Origin of the sequence: Streptomyces sp. NPDC096324, assembly GCF_044763015.1 — a bacterium.
Taxonomy (GTDB): Bacteria; Actinomycetota; Actinomycetes; order Streptomycetales; family Streptomycetaceae; genus Streptomyces.
The window spans coordinates 1-15,987 of sequence record NZ_JBIWFK010000008.1 but is presented as its reverse complement, the minus strand read 5'-3'; the positions used below and the strand labels follow the sequence as shown (position 1 = coordinate 15,987).

12 protein-coding genes are annotated in these 15,987 nt (G+C 72.5%); 2 read left to right on the top strand and 10 right to left on the bottom strand.

From position 1 onward, the window contains the following. Window positions 1-55 precede the first annotated feature (55 nt). The 5 genes from ACIQ7M_RS22570 to ACIQ7M_RS22550 all read right to left on the bottom strand — a co-directional run bounded on the left by ACIQ7M_RS22570 (window position 56) and on the right by ACIQ7M_RS22550 (window position 7,691). Window positions 56-1,384: a wax ester/triacylglycerol synthase family O-acyltransferase gene (locus tag ACIQ7M_RS22570; RefSeq protein ID WP_386982938.1), complete on the bottom strand. Its 1,329-nt coding sequence runs from the start codon at window positions 1,382-1,384 to the stop codon at window positions 56-58. Window positions 1,385-1,540: 156 nt separating this feature from the next. Then, on the bottom strand, window positions 1,541-3,871 hold the full coding sequence (locus ACIQ7M_RS22565; protein WP_403647036.1) for a GH92 family glycosyl hydrolase: 2,331 nt from the start codon (window positions 3,869-3,871) through the stop codon (window positions 1,541-1,543). Window positions 3,872-4,300: 429 nt separating this feature from the next. After that, complete coding sequence (gene glgC / locus ACIQ7M_RS22560; RefSeq protein ID WP_355767930.1) at window positions 4,301-5,530, bottom strand: glucose-1-phosphate adenylyltransferase; 1,230 nt, start codon at window positions 5,528-5,530, stop codon at window positions 4,301-4,303. Between the two features lie 83 nt (window positions 5,531-5,613). Continuing rightward, on the bottom strand, window positions 5,614-6,765 hold the full coding sequence (glgA, locus tag ACIQ7M_RS22555; protein WP_403648172.1) for a glycogen synthase: 1,152 nt from the start codon (window positions 6,763-6,765) through the stop codon (window positions 5,614-5,616). Window positions 6,766-6,941: 176 nt separating this feature from the next. After that, window positions 6,942-7,691 carry a (2Fe-2S)-binding protein gene (locus tag ACIQ7M_RS22550; RefSeq protein WP_403647033.1) on the bottom strand — a complete coding sequence of 250 codons (750 nt, stop codon included), beginning with the start codon at window positions 7,689-7,691 and terminating at the stop codon, window positions 6,942-6,944. A 210-nt stretch (window positions 7,692-7,901) separates the two neighbouring features. Between ACIQ7M_RS22550 and ACIQ7M_RS22545 the strand changes: the two genes are divergently transcribed. Further along, window positions 7,902-9,296 carry a DMT family transporter gene (locus tag ACIQ7M_RS22545; protein ID WP_403647030.1) on the top strand — a complete coding sequence of 465 codons (1,395 nt, stop codon included), beginning with the start codon at window positions 7,902-7,904 and terminating at the stop codon, window positions 9,294-9,296. Here ACIQ7M_RS22545 and ACIQ7M_RS22540 read toward each other — a convergent pair. Then, on the bottom strand, window positions 9,286-10,488 hold the full coding sequence (locus ACIQ7M_RS22540) for a transglycosylase family protein (RefSeq protein WP_403647028.1): 1,203 nt from the start codon (window positions 10,486-10,488) through the stop codon (window positions 9,286-9,288). The two genes, ACIQ7M_RS22545 and ACIQ7M_RS22540, sit on opposite strands and share 11 nt — an antisense overlap. A 498-nt stretch (window positions 10,489-10,986) precedes the next feature. Between ACIQ7M_RS22540 and gndA the strand changes: the two genes are divergently transcribed. Further along, window positions 10,987-12,426, top strand: coding sequence for an NADP-dependent phosphogluconate dehydrogenase (gndA, locus tag ACIQ7M_RS22535; protein ID WP_403647025.1), 1,440 nt, complete (start codon window positions 10,987-10,989; stop codon window positions 12,424-12,426). Between the two features lie 122 nt (window positions 12,427-12,548). On the opposite strand, the gene ACIQ7M_RS22530 is transcribed toward gndA, so the two are convergent. The 4 genes from ACIQ7M_RS22530 to panD form a co-directional block, all read right to left on the bottom strand. After that, entirely contained in the window at window positions 12,549-12,773 is a 225-nt protein-coding gene (locus tag ACIQ7M_RS22530) for a hypothetical protein (RefSeq protein ID WP_355767913.1), read from the bottom strand. Between the two features lie 748 nt (window positions 12,774-13,521). Continuing rightward, window positions 13,522-14,154 (bottom strand): aspartate/glutamate racemase family protein, encoded by a 633-nt coding sequence (locus ACIQ7M_RS22525; RefSeq protein WP_403647021.1) that lies wholly within the window; start codon window positions 14,152-14,154, stop codon window positions 13,522-13,524. A gap of 242 nt (window positions 14,155-14,396) precedes the next feature. Next, window positions 14,397-14,741, bottom strand: coding sequence for a GNAT family N-acetyltransferase (locus ACIQ7M_RS22520; protein WP_403647018.1), 345 nt, complete (start codon window positions 14,739-14,741; stop codon window positions 14,397-14,399). A gap of 55 nt (window positions 14,742-14,796) precedes the next feature. Further along, entirely contained in the window at window positions 14,797-15,222 is a 426-nt protein-coding gene (gene panD, locus ACIQ7M_RS22515; RefSeq protein ID WP_355767909.1) for an aspartate 1-decarboxylase, read from the bottom strand. Window positions 15,223-15,987 lie beyond the last annotated feature (765 nt).

The following is a 15,987-nucleotide window of genomic DNA, read 5'->3' as shown; positions in this document are numbered from 1 at the left end:
CTTTCGAAGGCGGAATTTTACGGACCAATCGCGCGCGGCACCAAACCCGTCGTGATCATGGCGTGCAGGCGGTGATCAGTACGCGCACCTCCTCGGCCAGGGAACGGGTCAGCAGATCGAGGTCGGGGACGGCCTCGGCGTCGGCCACCAGGCCGTAGTGGACCTTTCCCCGGTACGTCGAGACGGCCACCGCGAGGGCCTGGCCGCGGGCCAGCGGGGCGAACGGATAGACCTCGGTGAGCGGGCAGCCGCCGAGCTTCAGACCGAGGCTCGGCAGCGGCACGCTGGTGACGAGGATGTCGAACAGCAGCCGGGCGGCCTGGCCCACGACGGGCCCGCCGAGCCGGTGTCCGAGCGGCGGGACGTGGTCGGCGAGCAGCGCGACGGCGCCCGCGCCCCGGTTGGGTCCGGCGTCCTTGTTCCGGTCCATCGCCGTCCGTACGGCACGCAGTCGCCCGAGCGGGTCCGGGTCGTCGACGGGAAGCCGTATCAGGTAGCCGGAGAGCCGGTTGCCCTGCGGCTGCGCGGTGCGCGGCCGACGGCGGGAGACGGGGATCAGGGCGCGCGGGGAGACTCCCTCGCTGCCGTCGCCGCGCTCGTCGAGCCAGCGGCGCAGGGCGCCCGCGACGACGGCGATCAGGACGTCGTTGACGGTGCCGCCCACGGTCTTGCGGACGATGTGCACGTCGTCGAGGTCGACCACCACGCCGGCGGTGCGCCGGGTGCCCGTGGGCGCGGAGGTGAGGGCGGGCGAGGACTGCGCGGTGAGGGTGGCGCGGGCCACCGAGGTGCCGATGTCCAGGGCGCGGCTCACGTCGGAGAGGGTGCCGCGGACCAGTCCGGGCAGCTTGCGGACGTCCGGGAAGAGCCCCCGGGGCGGTTCCGCCGGGCGCGGGCGGGGTTCCGGCAGGTCCATCGGGTCCATGATGGCGGCGGCGAGCATCAGCGCCCTGAGCCCGTCGGCGAGCGCGTGGTGGAACTTGAACAGCACCGCGAAGGACGTGCCGTCCTCGCCGGGCAGCACATGCGCCTCCCACGGCGGCCGGCCGCGCTCCAGCGGGCGTTCCATGAGCCGCCCGGCCTCGGCGTGGAAGTCGGCGGTCGGCTTGTGCAGCAGGACGTGGTCCAGCGGTTCGAAGTCGGGCGCGGGCTCGCGGGCGGCGCCCCCGAAGGCGAGCGGTGCGGTGGGCTGCCAGACGTCGCGGATCCGCATGCGCAGCCCGGGGACGGCGGCGGCGCGGGCCGCGAGCAGGTCCGCGGCGTGGGCGCCTGCGGTGGGCGAGTGCGCGGCGAAGACACCGAGTGCTCCGAGGTGCATCGGGTGCCGGTCGGACTCGATGTTCCAGAACGCCAGGTCGAGTGGAGCGAGGAGGTCGGAGATCAAGGGATTGCTCTCGCGTCGACGACGGGTTGGACGTGCAGTCAAACCCGGACAGGTGATTACGGTCAAGTACGATCAAGTTACGCACAGTTAACAGCGTATTAAGTCCCGCCCCTCCGGGGAGGGGCGGGACTCATTCTCCTCAGTGCGCTCCGGGTGTCACTTCAGGACCGGCGGCGCGGCGGAGGCCGCCGTTCCCCACTCGGACGGCTCCGGGCCGACCGTGAAGCGGAGGGAGCGGATGCCCTTCAGCGTGCCGGTCGTCAGATACGTACGGCCGTACGGCGAACCGTCGAGGCTGGCCGACCGGATGTACCGGTCGGTGTCCGAGGTGCCCGGCGCCGTGACCGTCAGGGCGCCGCGCGGGTAGTAGCGCCGGTCGAGGGTGAGGTCGACCCGCTCGAAGACGGGCGTGGACAGGCCCCAGGTGTCGTATCCGGGCTGCACCGGGAAGATCCCGATGGACGACAGGACGTTCCAGGCGGACATCGTGCCGAGGTCGTCGTTGCCGGTCATGCCGGTCGGCGCGTCGGTGAAGAGGGTCAGCGCCGCGTGCACGACGTCGGTCGTCTTCCACGGCTGTCCGGTGGACAGGTAGGTGTACGGGGCGATCAGGTCGGGCTCGTTCTGCGGGTTGTACTTGTCGGCGTTGTAGTAGGCGTACGGGCCGTTCACCCAGACCTCGCGGGCCGTCTTCGCGGGGTCCGCCAGCAGCCGGTCGTAGGCGAAGAACGCGTCGAGCCGGTCGTTCGCGGCCTGCTTGCCGCCGATCAGGCCGACCATGCCCGGCAGGTCCTGCGGCACGAGCCACTGGTACTGCCAGGCCGTGCCTTCGTGGAAACCGACGCCCTGGGCCGGGTCGACGGGTCCGGTGAAGGCACCGGAGGCGTCCCGGGCACGGAAGAAGCCGGTCGAGGGATCGTGGATCGCGCGGTAGTTCTGGGAACGCGCCAGGTAGCGCGCCGCGTCCTCGGTGTGGCCGAGGTCCCGTGCCATCGCGCCGAGCACGGCGTCCGACAGGGCGTACTCCAGGGTCACGGACGCGCCGTGGTCGTAGTCCGAGTCACCGGGCTTCTGGTGCGGACGGCCGCTGACGTGCGGGGCGAAACCGTTCGCGATGTACTCGCGGTTCTCCTCGCGGCCCACCGCGGGCGAGTCGGCCGGGGGCACGCCGTCGGCGTTCTTCCTCAACGCGCGGTACGCCCGCTCCTCGTACCCGCCGAGCAGGCCCTGCTGGTAGGCGTTGGTGAGGAACGGGGTGACCGGGTCGCCGGTCATGATGTTCGTCTCGACCGTGCCGTAGCCCCACTTGGGCAGCCAGCCGCTCTCCTCGTCGATCCTGATCACCGAGATCGCCATGTCCCGGGCCTCGCGGGGTGCGAGCAGGGAGAGGAGCTGCGACTGGGTGCGGTAGGTGTCCCACAGCGACCAGTTCTGGTAGTACGTGAAGCCCTTGGCGCGGTGGATCCGCCGGTCCCAGCCGGTGTAGCGGCCGTCGGCGTCGCTGCCGATGTTGGGCGCGAGGAAGGAACGGTAGAGCGACGAGTAGAAGGTGCGGCGCAGGGTGTCGGTGCCGCCCTTGGCACGGACGTCGTCGAGCCGGTCCTCCCAGGCGCGGCGGGCGTCGGAGCGGACCTCGTCGAAGGAACGGCCGCCCTCGGAACGGAGGTTGACGGCCGCTCCGCGGGCATCGACGTAGGAGAGCGCGGTGGTCGCCTCGACCGTGCGGTCCTTCGTGGTGTCGAAGCGCACGAAGGCCCCGGTGCGCCCGGTGGTGCCGGCCGCCTTCGCGGCGCCGGTGACGGTGTCGCCGTTCCAGGTGCCCGAGGTGGTGAACGGCCGGTCGAAGCGGGTGATCGTGTACACGGTGTAGGGCTTGGTGGCCTGGCAGAAGCCACTGCCGGTGATCGCCGTGCGGACGGTCCGGTCGTCCAGGACCTCGACCTTCGTCGCCACCGTCTTGTGCAGCGACTGCCCGGCGTTCAGCAGCACGTTGGCCTTGTCGGTGGCCGGGAAGGTGTAGCGCTGCACCCCGGTGCGCGCGGTGGCCGTCAGCTCGGCCCCGATCCCGGACTTCAGGTCCGCACGGTAGTAGCCGGGGTGGGCCTCCTCCGTCTCGTGGCCGAACTCCGCCGCGTACTGCGCGTCGTCCGTCCGGGTGATGTCCCCCGTCGTGGGCAGCACGGGCAGGTCGCCGCCGAGGCCGCAGCCGACGCCCGAGAGATGGACGAGGGAGAAGCCGCGGACGTGGTTCTGGGAGTGGTCGTAGCCCGTGTTGTGGCCGGTGTCCGGCGAGAACTGCACCATGCCGAAGGGCACGGCGGCGCCGGGGTAGGTGTTGCCCTCGTTCTGGGTGCCGATGAACGGGTTGACCAGGTCGGTGAGTTGGCCGTCGCGCGGCTCGGCGGCCTGTGCGGTGGGCAGGGCGAACAGCGCGGACGCTGTCACCAGTCCCGCCGTGCACAGGCGCAGGCGCCGGGTCCATCTCATGCGGGAGACCTCCGGTGGGTGATCGACATCGTTGTCCTCATGCATGGTCGGGGCGGGGGACCGGCTTTCCGGGCAACCGGAGGGAATCCCGCGGGACGCGTCGCGCCGGGGCGCTGTACGCCGGGACCGTCCGAACGATGACATCGTTGTCAGGTTGTACAACGTTGTCATCGGCGGCAGTTGGCATCCCAGCACGGGATTCCGCGGCCCGTCCAGGGACATGACAAGCGGGGTCCGACAACGGCCGGAAGTCGCCGTGGCGCCGGGCGCGCGGCGCGGTGCCCCGGGACGCGTGCCGGCTCCCGGCCCCGTACCGCCTCTCGCGAGGCCCGTGAAGCCGGTGACGGCACGCGCCTGGCCCGGTGAAGCCGGTCAAGCCACGCGCCGACCCGTGAGCCGGTCGAGGCACGCGCCGGCACGTGAAGCCGGTCAGGGCACGCGCTGGCCCTTGCCCAGGGCGATCACCCCGGCCTTGGAGACCGTGTAGAGGTCGGCGTCGCGTTCCGGATTGACGCCGATCGTCGCGCCCGGCGGTACCTCGACGTTCTTGTCGAGCACCGCGCCGCGCACCACGGCGCCCCGCCCGATCTTGACGTTGTCGTGCAGGACCGAGCCCTGCACGACCGCTCCGGGGTCGACGACCACGCCCGGTGACAGCACCGACCGTGTCACCTGCCCGCGGATCAGGCACCCCGCGCTGATGATGGACTCGCTGGCGATGCCGCCCGCGTTGAACCGCGCCGGCGAGAGCTGCCCCGAGCTCGTGTAGACGGGCCAGCTCCGGTTGAACAGGTTGAACGCGGGACGCTCGGCGATCAGATCCATATGGGCGTCGTAGTACGCGTCGAGGGTGCCCACGTCACGCCAGTAACCCTGGTCGCGGGTGGTCTCGCCGGGCACGTGGTTGTCGCTGAAGTCGTAGAGCCGCGCCTCGCCCCGCTCGGTGAGCGCGGGCAGGATCGAACCGCCCATGTCGTGGACGGAGTCGTCGTCCTCGGCGTCCCGCTGGAGCGCCTCGACCAGCGCCTTGGTGGTGAAGAGGTAGTTGCCCATCGAGGCGAAGACGCACTCGGGGTCGTCCGCGAGGCCCGGCGGGTCGGCGGGCTTCTCCAGGAAACCGCGCACGCTCTGGCCGTCGGACCCCGGGCTGATGACCCCGAACGACGACGACTCGGCGCGCGGCACGCGTATTCCGGCCACCGTCACGCCGGCCCCGCTCTCGATGTGCTGGGCGAGCATCTGCCGGGGGTCCATCCGGTAGACGTGGTCGGCGCCGAACACCGCGACGTACTCGGGCTGTTCGTCGTGGATCAGGTTGAGCGACTGGAGGATCGCGTCCGCGCTGCCGAGATACCAGCGGGGCCCGAGCCGCTGCTGGGCCGGAACGGGGGTCACGTAGTTGCCGAGCAAACTCGACATCCGCCACGTGGTGGTGATGTGCCGGTCCAGCGAGTGCGACTTGTACTGCGTCAGCACGCAGATGCGCAGGATGTCGGCGTTCACGAGATTGGAGAGGACGAAGTCCACGAGGCGGTACGTGCCGCCGAAGGTCACCGCCGGTTTCGCCCGGTCCGCGGTGAGCGGCATCAGCCGCTTGCCCTCACCGCCCGCCAGTACGATTCCCAGCACCGAAGGTCCACCGCGCCCACCGCGCCGCATGCCGCCGCCCCTCTACGCCCGGTGGGGCCGTGCCCGGCTGCCCGGGCCCCGCCCCGCGTTCCGAAGTTCGCCTGTCTGAACGGTTACCCCGCTTTGAGGACTTCCTCGTACAACCGAACGGTCCTCCGCGCCACGGCGTCCCAGCCGAACTCCCCCACCGCGCGCCGCCGTCCGGCCTCGCCCATGCGCCGTGCCGCGGCGGGGTCCGCGAGCACGGAGTCCAGAGCCGTCGCGAGCTCCGCCTCGAAGTCGCCCTGGAGCGGCACGAGAAGGCCCGTCTCGCCGTGCTCGACCACCTCGGGAATGCCGCCGACGCGCGAGGCCACCACGGCCGTTCCGCAGGCCATCGCCTCCAGGTTGACGATGCCGAGCGGCTCGTACACCGAGGGGCAGACGAACACGGCGGCGTGGGTGAGGAGTTGGATGACATCAGGCCGCGGCAGCATCTGCGGGATCCAGTGCACGCCGTGCCGCACCGCGCTCAACTCCTGGTACAGCTCGCGGAACTCGCGGTCGATCTCCGGGGTGTCGGGGGCGCCCGCGCACAGCACCACCTGGGCGGCCGGGTCGATGTCCCGTACCGCGCGCAGGAGATGGGGCACCCCCTTCTGCCGGGTGATGCGGCCGACGAACAGGATGTACGGGCGAGCGGTGTCCAGGCCGATCCGCTCCAGGACGTCGGTGCCGGGGTCGGGCCGGTACAGGGTGGTGTCGATGCCGTTGTGCACGACGCGCACCCTGGCCGGGTCGAGGCCCTGGTAGCAGCCGAGGATGTCGTCGCGCATGGCGCCGGAGACGGCGATCACGGCGTCGGCGGCCTCGACGGCGGTGCGCTCGGCCCAGCCGGAGAGGGCGTAGCCGCCGCCGAGCTGCTCGGCCTTCCAGGGCCGCAGCGGTTCGAGCGAGTGGGCGGTCATCACGTGCGGAATGCCGTGCAGGAGCTTTCCGAGGTGTCCCGCGAGGTTGGCGTACCAGGTGTGGGAGTGGACGAGGTCGCGGCCTTCGAGCGCGGCGGCGATGGAGAGGTCCACGGAGAAGGTGCGCAGGGCGTCGTTGGCACCGTCGAGCGCGTTCCAGGGCCGGTGGCGGACGACCCCGCCGGCGGCGCCCTCGCCCCAGCAGTGCACGTCCAGTTCGGTGAGGGCCCGCAACTCCCTCGCGAGGAACTCGACATGGACGCCCGCACCGCCGTAGACGTCCGGCGGATACTCCCGGGTCAGCAGTCCCACGCGCACACAGAACCCCCGTCCTAGCCGGTTGGTGCCCCTCATGGTCACTCAGTTGAAGCCGATACGGAAGACCGCGAGAAGCACCCCTGTGTCAGGTCCGGCGGGGCGTGGGCGTCGGGTCCGCCGGACACCCGGGTCGGGTCGGCCCTGACATCCGGTCGGGCCGAGCCGGACCGGGGCGGTCAGGAGGGGCGGGGCGCCGGACGCGGTGGACGCTCGAAGCAGCAGTCGCCGCAGACTCCGCCGCCGGGCACCCGGTAGTAGAGACAGCAGCTCCGGCGGCGCAGGGTCCCGGGGTCGAGGGTGCCGGCGAGGTCGGGGTGCGCGAAGAGCGGGCCGGCCAGCGCCCTGGCCCGCTCCCCCACGTCCGGGCGCCCGTGCGCGAGCGCCCAGCGGTCGAGCTGGCGCACGGTCCCGGCCAGGGCGGAACCCGCGTTGCCCCACAACAGGGCGGGTGAGACCCGGTGGCGTGCGCGCAGGGCCGCGCTCAGCGGTACGAGGAGCCCGGCGCGCACGATCGCGTCGAGATCGGACACGGGCCGGAAGCGGACCTCGCGGAGCCACAGGTCGTCCGGGGCGCCGGCGGCCGGGTTCCAGTGCAGCAGCTCCGGATCGAGGTCGGGCAGCCGGCCGCAGAGCGCGGCGGCGCCGAGGGCGATCGACCAGAAGCGGGCCGCGAGACCCTGCTGCGCCACCGAGACCGCGACCCGCGCCTCCGGCGCCCGGATGCTCTGCGCGACCTCGAGGACGCGGAAAGTCATCGAATCTCCGTAAACCTCCGCGGGCGTCCCGGATCCGGGCTCGGCGCAGGCGCTCGCGAAGGTGGGCAGGGCGGCGCCCGGCGGTACGCCGGTGCGTAGTACGGAGAAGCCGCCGAGCGCGTCGAGCGCCGAGAGGCGGGGGTCGAGGTCCACGAAGACCAGTAGTACCAAGCCCCCTAGGGGTGACCACCAGTGGATCGGTCCGTGGTGTCGCCCACCCTGGGGAGGACACCGGGCGATTCGTACTCCATCGGCAGTAGGACCCATTGACTGCTCAGGGACGACGACGAGAACTAAATCGCACGGCATCGTTGTTTGCATGGAAGCCGACCGTTCGTCGCGCCGGGCCGCCGCTCCGCGCCGTACGCAGAGGAGGGACTCATGAGTGCCCTCGCTTTGTCCGTGGTGCTCTCGTTCGTCTCAGCCGTCGCGTACGCGGGCGGCGCGATCATCCAGGAGCAGGTCGCGGTGACCTCTCCCAGCCAGACCTACGCTCCGTTGCGCAGGCCGGGCTGGTGGGCGGCCGTCGGGCTGACCGGCCTGGGCGGCCTGCTGCACGTGGTCGCCCTCGCCTTCGGCCCGCTGAGCCTCGTACAGCCGCTCGGCGCGCTCACCATCGTCTTCGCGCTGCCGATGGCGGCGCTGTTCGTCGGCCGCAGGGCCGGAGCCGCCGCCTGGCGCGGCGCGATCATGGCCACCGTGGGTCTCGCGGGTCTGCTGTCCCTGGTCGGGGCGTCCGACGCGCAGTCCCTGAGCCATGCCCAGCGCCTCGCGCTGGGTGTGGTGTCGGGCGCGGCGGTCGCGGCCCTGATGGTGGCGGGGCGCGCGGCGCACCGGCACCCGGCCGTGCGCAGTGTGCTGCTGGCGGTCGCGGCGGGTGTCGCCTTCAGCATGTCCTCCGTGTTCACCAAGACCGTCGCGGTCGACTGGTCGCGGCACGTCTCGCTCGCCGACCTGTCGAGCCTCGCGGCCATCGGTGTGTTCGCGACGGCCGGCATGCTGATCTCCCAGGCCTCGTACCGAGGCGCCGGCCTGGAGGCGCCGCTGGCCACGCTGACGGTCGTGAACCCCGTCGTGGCGGCGGCCGTCGGCATCACGATGTTCGGCGAGACCTTCCGCTACGGCACCGCCGGCACCGCGCTCGCCCTGGGCTGCGGCGTCGTCGCGGCCGGCGGTCTGATCCTGCTGACGACCGAGCGGATCGCCGCCGGGGAGCGACCCGTGGCCACCGCCGAGCCCGCCGCCGAGCCGGCGGCCGCCCTGCCGGAGGCGGACGCCGGGCAGCAGGCCGACGCGAAGCACCGGCCCGCGGCGAACCCGGTTCCCGTGGCCCTCGCGGCCCCGTCGGAGCCGCGGCTCCCCGAACCGGCCGTGGCACGGCCGCGCCTCGCGGAGCCGGCCGTCGCCGGGCTCGGCACTCTCACGCCCGCCGAGGCGGCCGTGGCGGAACTGCTGGCCGCACTGCCCGAGCCCACGGGGGACGCGGACGGATTCGTACCGGCGTCGCCGACGGGTGCCGGGCACCCGGCACCCGTTCCGCGGGCGGGCGACGACGCCGCGTTCCCCCCGGTTCCGCGGGCCGAGGTGGTACCGCAGCCAGTGATCGCGGGGGCGTTCGTGCCGGCTCCGGCGAAGGCCGCGGTGCCGGCGAGGGAGGTCGTCGCCCCCCGCCCGCCGGCGGGCGAAGACGAGCTGCCTCACCTGACCGTCATGCTCGGTGTGCCGTACGTGCCGATCCCGTTCGTCAGCCACCACCGCACCCGAGTCAAATCCTGACGCCGCCGGCCCGGAGGTACGCCAACGGGTCGATGTCCGAACCGAAGCCGGGCCCGGTCCGCACCTCGAAGTGCAGATGCGGGCCCGTGCTGTTGCCCGTGGACCCCGAGCGGCCCAGGCGCTGGCCGGCCACCACGCTCTGCCCCTCCTTCACGGAGATCGCGGAGAGGTGGCCGTACTGCGTGTAGCGGCCGTCGGCGTGCCGGATCACCACCTGGTAGCCGAACGAGCCGCCCCAGCCCGCGCTGACCACGTGCCCGGCGGCCACCGCCGCGACGGAGGTGCCGGTCGGCACGGGGAAGTCGACGCCCGTGTGGTAGCCCTTCGACCAGTGCGAGCCGGTGGCGTGGTAGGGCGTGCCCGTCGCCGCGTGGACCGGGGCCACGAGCGTGTGCGTCCCGGACCTGGCGGGGGTCGTCGTGTGCGAGGACGTCCTGCCGCCCGTGGACTTCTTGGCCGGCGTCGTCGTCGGCGCCTTCTTCGCGGGCGTCCGCCCGGTCGTCCTCGACGGGCTCTTGGCGGGCGTGTGCGCGGGTGCCTGGGCCTTGCCGCCCAGGGCGAGCCGCTGGCCCGGCAGGATCAGGTCCGGGTCGGAGCCGACAGTGGAGCGGTTCGCGGCGTACAGCCCCTGCCAGCCGCCCTGGACGTGCCGGGAGTCGGCGATGCCGGAGAGCGTGTCGCCGCGCACGACGGTGTACATCTCGGCGGTACCGGCCCGCGACTGCGGCGTGGTCTGCGGCTTCACGTCCCGCACCGAACGCTGCTTCGCCGTCTGCGGCGCGGTCCCCGACGGGCTGATGTCGGGGGCCGCGCCCCCTCTGGTCAGCCCCGCGCGGACCGAGCAGACCGGCCACGCGCCGGGCCCCTGCCCCTTCAGCACCTTCTCGGCCACGGCTATCTGCTGGTCCTTCGTCGCCTGGTCCGCGCGCCGGGCGAACGCCTTGCCGCCGTACGCCTCCCAGGTGGACCGGGTGAACTGCAGGCCGCCGAAATAGCCGTTGCCGGTGTTGATGCTCCAGTTGCCGCTGGACTCGCAGGCGGCCACCTTGTTCCAGGTCCCGACGTCGGCCGCGTGGGCCACTCCTGCCCCGACCAGCGGGAGCGCGATCCCGGCGCCGCCCGCCGTGACGGTGAGCGACGCGCGGTTGATCCTGTTCGGCTGATACCGGCGGTGCCGGCCGCGTACGGCCATGAGGGAGCCCCCCTAGACATGCGTCAGGAGCGGCAAAAGTAAGCGTTGGGAACAGGCCGGGACAAGGCGGCAACCGGTCGCTCCGAAAAGGCTGTTGACCGAATCCCGGACCCGCGCCGGACCGGACGCCCGCACCACGGTAAGTGACCGTGACGGCCCGGGACCGGGGTGCGCCGCCCGCCGCTCCACGGCCCGCCGACGTCGGGTTCCCGTGTCCGGCGACGGGCGCCGGGCCCGTTCCCCGGACGTGGCCGCCCGGGAGCGAGCACCGCGTACGAGCCGCCGCGTCCGCCCGCCGCGGCGGGGCCGCGCCGCGCGGACTGTCCGAAATCCGCCCTCGCGGCGCCGGTACGTTCCCCTGCGTGGACACGTCCGACACGTCAGGATGGCCTGGGGCAATACTGGCGAGCGGCACGGACGGGCACGACCGGCGGCATCTGTGCCGAAGTGTTCCCGTACCGGCCAACGGACTTACCGCACTTCTTAGGAGCCAACCGAATGAGCACTTCAGCCCAGATCGGCGTCACGGGTCTCGCGGTCATGGGGCGCAACCTCGCCCGCAACTTCGCGCGCAACGGGTACGCGGTCGCCGTGCACAACCGCACGTCGGCGAAGACGGACGCGCTGGTGGAGGAGTTCGGCCACGAGGGCACGTTCGTGGCGGCGGAGACGGCGAAGGAGTTCGTGGCGGCGCTGGAGCGGCCCCGACGCCTGGTGATCATGGTGAAGGCGGGCGAGCCGACGGACGCGGTGATCCAGGAGTTCGCCCCGCTCCTGGAGCCCGGCGACATGATCATCGACGGCGGCAACGCGCACTTCGCGGACACCCGGCGCCGTGAGCGGGCGCTGCGCGAGCAGGGCATCCACTTCGTCGGCACGGGCGTGTCCGGCGGCGAGGAGGGCGCGCTGAACGGGCCGAGCATCATGCCGGGCGGCTCGGTCGAGTCGTATGCCTCGCTCGGTCCGATGCTGGAGAAGATCTCCGCGAAGGCCGCCGACGGGTCGCCGTGCGTCACGCACGTGGGTCCCGACGGCGCCGGGCACTTCGTGAAGATGGTCCACAACGGCATCGAGTACGCCGACATGCAGCTCATCGGCGAGGCCTACCAGCTGCTCCGCGACGTCGCCGGGTACTCCCCCGCGCAGATCGCGGACATCTTCCGCACGTGGAACACCGGGCGGCTCGACTCGTATCTGATCGAGATCACCGCCGAGGTGCTGTCGCACGTGGACGCGGCGACGGGCAAGCCGTTCGTGGACGTGGTCCAGGACCGGGCCGAGCAGAAGGGCACCGGCCGCTGGACCGTGCAGATCGCGCTGGACCTGGGTGTACCGGTGTCGGGCATCGCCGAGGCGGTCTTCGCCCGCTCGCTGTCGGGACACGCCGGTCTGCGCGAGGCCTCGCGCGACCTCGGGGGTCCGACGGCACAGCAGCTCGACGAGTCCGAGGCCGCCGCCTTCGCGGACCGGGTCGAGCAGGCGCTGTACGCGTCGAAGATCGTGTCGTACACGCAGGGATTCCACGAGATCACCGCGGGCAGCGACGAGTACGACTGGAACATCGACCTCGGTTCCGTGGCCTCGATCTGGCGCGGCGGCTGCATCATCCGGGCGGCCTTCCTCGACCGTATCCGCGCCGCGTACGACGCCCGGCCGGACCTGCCGAGCCTGCTGTCGGACGCGACGTTCGCCCAGGAGATCGCGGCGGCCCAGGACAACTGGCGCGAGGTCGTCGTCGCCGCGACCCTCCAGGGCGTACCGACCCCGGGCTTCTCGGCGGCCCTCGCCTACTACGACGCCCTGCGCGCCGAGCGCCTGCCGGCCGCGCTCACCCAGGGACAGCGCGACTTCTTCGGAGCGCACACGTACCGCCGTACGGACCGCGAGGGGTCGTTCCACACGCTGTGGGGCGGCGACCGGTCGGAGGTCGAGGCGTAGCGGTCGCCCCGCGGGCTGTCACCGGGCGCCCCTGACACACCCGCTCGGCCGAGGCCGTCACCTTCCCGGAACGGGACGCGTGACGGCCTCGGCGTGTCCGGGGCGCGGTGGTCAGCGGATGCCTAGCCGCGCTGGCCGGCGAAGAGTTCCAGGTGCGCGCAGTTGGGGCAGCGGAACGCGTCTATCTGCCAGCGCGGCCGGCCCATCAGTCGGGCGCCGCCCAGCGGTCCCCGCTGGAGCACGCCCTCGACCCACCGCGCGAACCCGCGGGCGCCCTGTCCGGAGTCCTCGACGAAGCCCGGCTCCAGCCCCACATGACCGCACTGCGTGCACCGTATGTCGTTCACGCGCGGGAGTGTATTGACATCGCTCAGGACCCCGGCGACCGGGGTTGGCCGGCCCGCCGGGGGCGTCAGGTGAGCGGCCCCGGCCGAGGCTGGGGTTCCGGCACCGGATCGGGGCCCGGCGGCTTCGGGATCGGGGACGGGGAGGGTACGGGCTCAGGACCGGGTGCGGGACCGGGACCGCCGGGGTCCGGCACCGGCGTGGGGCCGGGTTTCGGTACCGGGGGCGGTCCGGGTTTCGGTACCGGCGCGGGGTCGGGGCCGCCGGGGTTCGGTCCCGGCGGTGCCGGTACGGGGTCGGGGCCGCCGGGGTTCGGTCCCGGTACGGGGTCGGGGCCGCCCGGGGTCGGCACCGGGTCCGGGAAGGGTGACGGCCCCGGGGGTTCGGGACTCGGTCCTGGGGTGGGTGCCGGCGGCACGGGATCGGGATACGGCTGCGTCATGGCGTCCTCCAGCCAGTCGGTACGTCGGCCCTCTGGACTTGTCTCCCGCGTACCCAGCACCCGGACCCCCACTCACCCCGTCGCGCGGGGAAGGCCGCCTGGACGGCCCAAGCCGGGGGCGCCGCCGGGAAGGACGCCGGGGACGCCCGAAGCGGGGGTGCGCCGACGGGACGGGCATCGGCGGGAGGCCCGAAGCCGGGGACGCCCGAAGCGGGGGTGCACCGACGGGCCGGGGATCGGCGGGAGGCCCGAAGCCGGGGCGCGCCGGCCTCTTCGCTCCCCGGCCTCTTCGCTCCCCGCTCTCTTCGCTACCCGGCCGCGTGCACCCGGCGGACCGCGTCCGCCGCGGCCGCGAGTCCGGGGCGGGGGCTCGACAGCACCGGCACCGCGGTAGAGGTGAGTCCCCCGGCCGCGGTCATGGACGCCTGGGCGAGGACGATCACGTCGGCGTCGGCGACCGTGTCGGCGGCTTCGGCCACCACGCGGGCGCAGCCGTCCGTGTCACCGGCCTCGAACAGCGCCCACGCGCCGTCGACGAGGGCCGTACGGGCCTCGACGGGACGATCCGCGCGGCGGGCCTCCTCCTCGACCAGGGCGACGGTCGGTTCGAGGGTGCTGGCCACGGTCGCGAGGACGACGACCCGGGAGCCCGCGGCCACCGCGGCGGCGGCCATCGGGCGGTCCACGCGCAGCACGGGCACGCCGGCGTCGGTCCGTTCGGCGATCGCGCCGATGGTCGAGCAGGTGCACAGGACGGCCCGGGCACCGTCGGCGACGGCGTCGGCCAGCAGCGCCCGAACCTCGTCGGCCACGGCTTCGGGCCCTTCGCGTCGGGCCCTCGCGAGCAGTTCCTCGTCGACGAGGTGCCGCAGTTCCAGGCCCGGGTGGTCCGCGTCGCGCAGGGCGTCGAAGACGGGGATGTGAGCCGACGACGTGTGCAACAGGGCGAGGGGCCCGAACCGGGGTGGGACAGGGGCCGGGGCCGGTGTGGACGCCGGATCCGAGGCCTGAACGCCGGACTGGACGGACGCCTGAACGCCGGACTGGACCGAAGCCTGGGCCCCGGACCGGACCGGGGCCTGGATCCCGGGCTGAACCGAAGTCTGGGCGCCGGACTGAACCGAAGTCTGTGCGCCGGACCAGACAGGGGCCCGCATCGAGGGCCGGACCGGGTCCGGTGTCATCAGAAGCGGCCGGGGTGTGCGGTGAGCCATTCCATGGCGGCCTCAAGCAGCGCCGGGTCGGCCGCCGGAGCCTCCTCGGGGTGCCGCGCGGCCCACTTCACGACGTACGGGCAGAGCGGCGCCACGACGACACCCTCGCGGGCGGCGATGCCGTACAGCTCGCGGGCGAGGGAGCCGGCGATGCCCCGGCCCTCGTGCTCCGGTTCCACGATGGTGTGCACCGGGACGAGGGCCCGCGCGGGCTCCTCCAGGACGAAGTACTCGATGTGCCCGACCACTTGGCCTCCGGCGAACGCCTCGAGGCGGCCGGCCGGCCGGTCGTCGCGGATCTCGATGTCGCTCACGGGCACTCCTCGGGTCCTTGAGTCCTGGGGTCCTGCGATACCGCCGCGCCGTCGCTCAGACGGTGACGGGCACGGCCTGCGGGCTGCGCTCCTGGTCCGAGCCCGGTACCGGCTCGGACGGGTCCGCGCCGAGGGACACGATCCGGTTGTCACGGTCCACGTGCACGACCGCCGGCCGCAGCGCCCGCGCCTCGGCGTCGGTCACCTGAGCGTAACTGATGATGATCACCAGGTCACCGGGGTGCACGAGATGCGCCGCGGCTCCGTTGATCCCGACGACACCGGAGCCCCGCTCCCCCTCGATGACGTACGTCTCCAGGCGGGCGCCGTTCGTGATGTCGACGATATGAACGAGCTCGCCGGGCAGCAGATCGGCGGCGTCGAGCAGATCGGCGTCGATGGTGACGGATCCGACGTAGTGCAGGTCGGCCTGGGTGACCGTGGCACGGTGGATCTTGGACTTGAACATTGTACGCAACATCGAGGCACTCCCACAAGTAGGCTCCCTGCCTGCATTTTTGCAGGTCAAGGGCTGTTTCCGCACCCTACAACCAGTCGCATGTTCGGGCAGCTGTCCCCAGGTTTTTCAGGACTCATGCTGACCACTTGCTGACTTTTCTGACGTCCCGTCAGGTAGCCGGGGAGGACTTCGTCCACTCACGCGGACCCCACCGGGGCGACCGCCCAAGCCTACGCAGCACCCCCGAAGGACGTCCGTGATCACCGTCACTCAGACGGTCTGAACGGCAGTCAGGAGCGAAGGCTCTCGACCGGAAGTCGGACCACGCGCCGCCATGGGTCAGCTGGCCCAGGCCCCTCGTATCCCGCCTCAAGGAGGAGGCGCCACAGCTCCATGGGTCTGGGTGGCCGAAGCAGCGCGGCAACATAGCGGCGGATCGCCGGTTGGCCAAACCGGTGATTCTCACGACCATGGCTGTGGCTCGTCCGGTGACTCTTGGCAGTGGCACAGGGCGGGCGTCACGGACGTTTGGAATTCGACCAGAGCAGAACGCGAACTGCTGCCGCGATCAGGCTCAGGCCAGCCTCAAGGAGTCATCTTGCCCGTGGGACCGCAGTCGCACCCCGACGAGACCCCCACCGATATCGACTCATCGCGAAGGCGCCGTAGCGTCGAGCCCGTCCTTATGGACACCTACTGACCTTGAATGCGTGATGTCGTCATGGTGGTTGGCGTCGGAGGCCGGTGCCGATGAGGCAGCCGTCGAGGACATCGTGTCGGTACTGG